We start from the raw sequence: 4,215 nt of genomic DNA on the forward strand, positions 1-4,215 counted from the left end.
CCACGTGGTCGGCACCGGCCAGCCGTTGTCGTCCATCAGCGTCTTGTTGTACCAGATGCCGAACACGGTGAAGGCGTAGTTCAACACATACGGTGTGCCGTCGTACGTGCCCTGCTCGATGGTGCCCGGGATGAGCGTGTCTCGCACGGGCGTGTTCGGGTCGTCCCAGCTGGGCGCGTCGAACAGCTCCGTCAGGTCCTGCAGCAGGCCGTCGCTCACCAGCTGCCCGTTGTCCATCGCGCCGTCGCCGGAGTTGTTGATGAAGTCCGGCGGGTCCCCGGCGGCGAACCGGGTCTGCAGCTCACCACCGATGTCGACGGCAGCGTGGTGGTCGATCTGAACGTCCGGCCACCGGTCGCTGAAGATCGGCTGGTGCAGCTCCGTGGCGTACTCGTCGCCGAATCCGCCGTCGAAGATGTAGATCTCCACCGACTCGTCCTCGGCGATGCCCAGCGGGTTCTCCTCGGTGGCGTCGCCGCCTGTCTCTTCCGTGCTGGACTCGGTGTCGTCATCGTCGTCGCCGCCGAAGGCACAGGAGGCCAACGCCGCCGACCCGGGGCCGACGGCGAGCCCTCCGACCGCCATCTGCTGCAGGAACCTTCGTCGTGTCGGCGACGTGGACGACGTCTGACGTGCAGTGCTTTTCACCATTTCCGTACTCCCTCCTCGAGCGCCTGTGTGTGAGTAGCGGCCGTGGCCGCGCGGGATCCCGCCTCGGGACCGAACCGTCAACTGCCGCGCCGGATCCGGCCTTCGTACCGTGTGAGTAGTGCGTCGTTGTGGGCGTCCCCGCCGGGCACATTGGCGGAGAGGTAGACAGGGGGTTCCTCACCGGCGTCTATCAGCCGGCGCACCACCTCTGCCGTCAGGAATTGCGCGAGGAGTGCGGACGTGATGGTCGACACCGCGCACACCGCTCCTCCGCCGGGCAGCGGCAGCACGGCGTCGCCGAACGGGCCACGGTTGTCCAGCACGACATCGGCGAAATCGGTCAGTTTGCCACCGGACGGGTGCCGGGACTCGACCTGCCGGCTGTGGTCCAGCGACGTGATCGCGATCAGCGGATGGCCGTGTTCCTTCGCAATCGCGGCCAGCCCGACGATGCTCCCGTTGATCCCCGAGTTGGACGCGATGATGAACACGTCCGCAGGGTCGACCGGAGTGGCGTTGTACAGCCGCTCCGCCAGGTTCGGGTCCCGTTCCAGGCGTGGATCGTTCAGCACCGACGCCGGCTCACCGTCCTCGACCACCAGGTCGCGCAGGGCGATCCGGTTCGATGGGATCAAGCCGCCCGCACGCCCGGCGATCTCCATCGCGATCGCCTGCGAATGGCCGGTGCCGAAGGCTTGTATCACCCCGCCTCGCCGGATCCCGTCAGCCATCAGGTCGGCCGCCTGGGCCACGCCTTTGGCCTGGCTGGCTGCCACCTGTTCCATGGCCTCGCGCACCCGCACCAAGTAGGCTTCCGCGCTCACCGCGGCCGCGTCGTCGTTCCCCATGTCGTTCATTGGCTCGTCCGTGCCCACTCCGGTCCTCTCATCCCCGCTGCACCCCTTTGGGCTGTGGTTGTTTACGGTGGCCGCTGACGGCGTCGGCGGTCACTTTCAGCGCAGCGATGGTCTCCTCACGCCGTCGCTGCGCCACTGCGACGTAGACCAGGTCCAGGACTATGTTCTGTGGAAGTCGAGATGCATGGGGGGCGGGCCGGAACGTGGTCTCGTGTGCCGCCGTCGTCAGCACGATGTCGGCCACTTCGGCCAGCGGAGCATCGGGCCTGCTGGTCAGCGCGACCGTCGTCGCTCCACTGCTCGCGGCGACCGAGAGCATCTCGAACGTCTCCCGGGTCGAGCCCGAGTGCGAGATGCCGATGGCGACGTCGCCAGGCTTGAGCAGCACGCCGCTGGTGAGTCCTGAATGGACGTCCCCCCAGGTCCACGTCGGCACGCCGATGCGGTGCAGGCTCAGCTGCATCTTTCCGGCCATGAGCGCGCTGCCGCCCATGCCGTACAGCTCGACGCGGCGCGCCTTGTCCACGGCCTCGGCGGTGCGTTCCACGGCCTCGAGGTCGAGCTGCGCCATGGTCTCCTGGATTCCCCTGATCTCGGCGGTGGCGATCAGGTTGGCGACGCGGTCGATCGGGTCGGTGGGGCTGATCTCGCGGCCGATGTCGATCTCCCAGCCAGCCACCGACGACGATCGTCCCGTCTCCTCCGCCATGGCGAGGCGCAGATCGGCGTATCCGGCGAGCCCGATGGCCCGGCAGAATCGAGTGACGGTGGCCGGCGAGGTCCCGCTTCGTTCCGCGGTCTCCAAGATCGTCGACCGGGCGACTCCTGCCGGTGCGGACAGCACATGTTCACCGACGCGTAGCAGGGCGGCAGGGAGGTTGGGCAACAGTGCACGAGTACGGGCCAGAATGACGTCGCCGCTCAGGCGCTCGCCCACGAGCTCCCCGGTCGTCCCGGTCTCTCCTCCGACGGAAGAGAGCGCGTCTTCGGTCACCGCTCCACCCTTCATGCGTCGCTACGGGTTCTCGGCCCACGAGGCGCGATGGGCCTACGAAAACCACGGTCACACCCTGTGCCACCGCTGTGATCCTGAATTTCACGTCCAGCCAGATGCGTTAATGTGCTGAAAACTATTTCTGAACTTTGGGCGGTGTCAAGGCCTTGGCCTCAGGTTGCTGAAGCTGTGACATCCTGGCGACACAACAGAAACGAGAGGTGGCGCGTGACAGGTTCGGCGGCCCTGGTGCTGGGGTTGGACATAGGCGGTACATCAACCCGCGCGCTCATCGCCGGGATCGACGGAGTGCATGTCGCCACCGGGCGTGGACCCGGAGCGAACATCACGTCTCACTCCCCCGACGCCGCGCTCAAGGCCATCTCATCGGCGCTGGGCGAAGCCGTCGCCGCGGTGGACGATCCGGCACGCATCCAGCGCGCCGTCGTCGGGACGGCCGGTGACCCGCATCTCAGGCGCCCCGCGGTAGCCGCGGCGTTCCGGCAGATGTGGTCGGATGCTGGTCTCTCGTGCAAGTACGACATCGTCTCAGATGCGATGGTCGCATTCGTCGCAGGGACACCGGAACCCGACGGGACGCTGCTGATCGCGGGGACCGGGGCCCTGGCCACCACCTTCCGAGGGCGGCGCCGTGTCCTTACGGCGGACGGCCACGGTTGGCTGCTCGGCGACCTTGGCTCCGGGTTCTGGCTCGGCCGGGAGGCGGTCCGTTCCACTCTGGCCGCGCTGGAACGCCACGAGCTTCCCGGCCCTTTGGGCCGGGCAGTCCTACACGCTCGGCTGTGGCCGGACGACGACGCCACCACCGTGCACGAGCGCCTGACGGACATCGTCCATCAGGAGGCAGCCTTGACCACTCGCGATCGGAGCGAGGGGCTGGTGGGGCTGGTGGAGCACCTGATCGGCGCCGTACACGACCGGCCTCCGGTCGCTCTGGCCGAGCTCGCCCCTCTGGTCAGCTCGGCCGCCGGCGCCGACCCGGAGGCCGACCGTATTGTCGCCGAGGCCGCGCATCATCTGCTCAACGCGGTCTCGGCTGTCCGTGCCAGTGGCGAATCGACACCGGTGGTCCTCACCGGCTCCCTGCTGACCACCGACACGCCAGTGCGCCATCTGGTGGAACCACAGCTGGCCGCAAGCTGGCCGGACGCGCCGATCACATCCGCCGTCAATGGCGCCGCCGGCGCGGCGTGGCTCGCAGCCGCATCCTTGGTCGGACCCGATACGCCCCAAGCGGCCGAACTGCACACCCGCATCATCGCGTCCACGAGCGGCTAGCTGCTGGGCCGGTTGAGCCCAGCCCAGCAGCCCAGTCGCCCAGACTTCAGCGGTCCAGTCCTGGCACGGGGAAGCGCCCGGTGATCTCGCTCACCTCGCCGTGTACCTGGCTGACCGCCTTCTCGACCGTGTCCTCGTTGCCGGACGCCTGCGCCGTGACGATCTCGTCCATCCAGCGCGCGACCTCGCGCATCTCCCCTTCGCCCATGCCCCGGCTGGTCAACGCGGCGGTGCCGAGCCGCAGGCCGGACGGGTCGAAAGGCTTGCGCGGGTCATAGGGGACGGTGTTGTAGTTGGTCTCCAGTCCGGCGCGGTCCAGAGCCTTCGCCGCCGGCTTACCGGGTACACCCTTCGGGGTCAGGTCGACCAGGATCAGGTGGTTGTCCGTCCCGCCCGAGATCAGCGCGAAGCCAC

The 4,215-nt window shown here is 68.2% G+C and carries 4 protein-coding genes and 1 pseudogene; 1 reads left to right on the forward strand and 4 read right to left on the reverse strand.

Annotation, left to right across the window (positions count from 1 at the left end):
- From ELR45_RS36065 to ELR45_RS30250, 3 genes are all read right to left on the reverse strand, one after another.
- Positions 1-651 (reverse strand): twin-arginine translocation signal domain-containing protein (locus ELR45_RS36065; protein WP_165368240.1); only part of this gene is annotated, 651 nt, incomplete at its 3' end.
- A gap of 77 nt (positions 652-728) precedes the next feature.
- Entirely contained in the window at positions 729-1,508 is a 780-nt protein-coding gene (locus tag ELR45_RS30245; protein WP_205857563.1) for a sugar isomerase domain-containing protein, read from the reverse strand.
- Between the two features lie 28 nt (positions 1,509-1,536).
- Positions 1,537-2,502 carry a MurR/RpiR family transcriptional regulator gene (locus ELR45_RS30250; protein WP_205857564.1) on the reverse strand — a complete coding sequence of 322 codons (966 nt, stop codon included), beginning with the start codon at positions 2,500-2,502 and terminating at the stop codon, positions 1,537-1,539.
- A gap of 228 nt (positions 2,503-2,730) precedes the next feature.
- On the opposite strand from ELR45_RS30250, the gene ELR45_RS30255 reads away from it, so the two are divergent.
- Positions 2,731-3,801 (forward strand): N-acetylglucosamine kinase, encoded by a 1,071-nt coding sequence (locus ELR45_RS30255; protein ID WP_165368241.1) that lies wholly within the window; start codon positions 2,731-2,733, stop codon positions 3,799-3,801.
- Between the two features lie 46 nt (positions 3,802-3,847).
- Here ELR45_RS30255 and glyA read toward each other — a convergent pair.
- Positions 3,848-4,215, reverse strand: a pseudogene (gene glyA / locus ELR45_RS39690) (serine hydroxymethyltransferase); the annotation flags it as partial.

It is taken from the genome of Phytoactinopolyspora endophytica (genome assembly GCF_004138495.1).
GTDB classification, from domain to species: domain Bacteria; phylum Actinomycetota; class Actinomycetes; order Jiangellales; family Jiangellaceae; genus Phytoactinopolyspora; species Phytoactinopolyspora endophytica.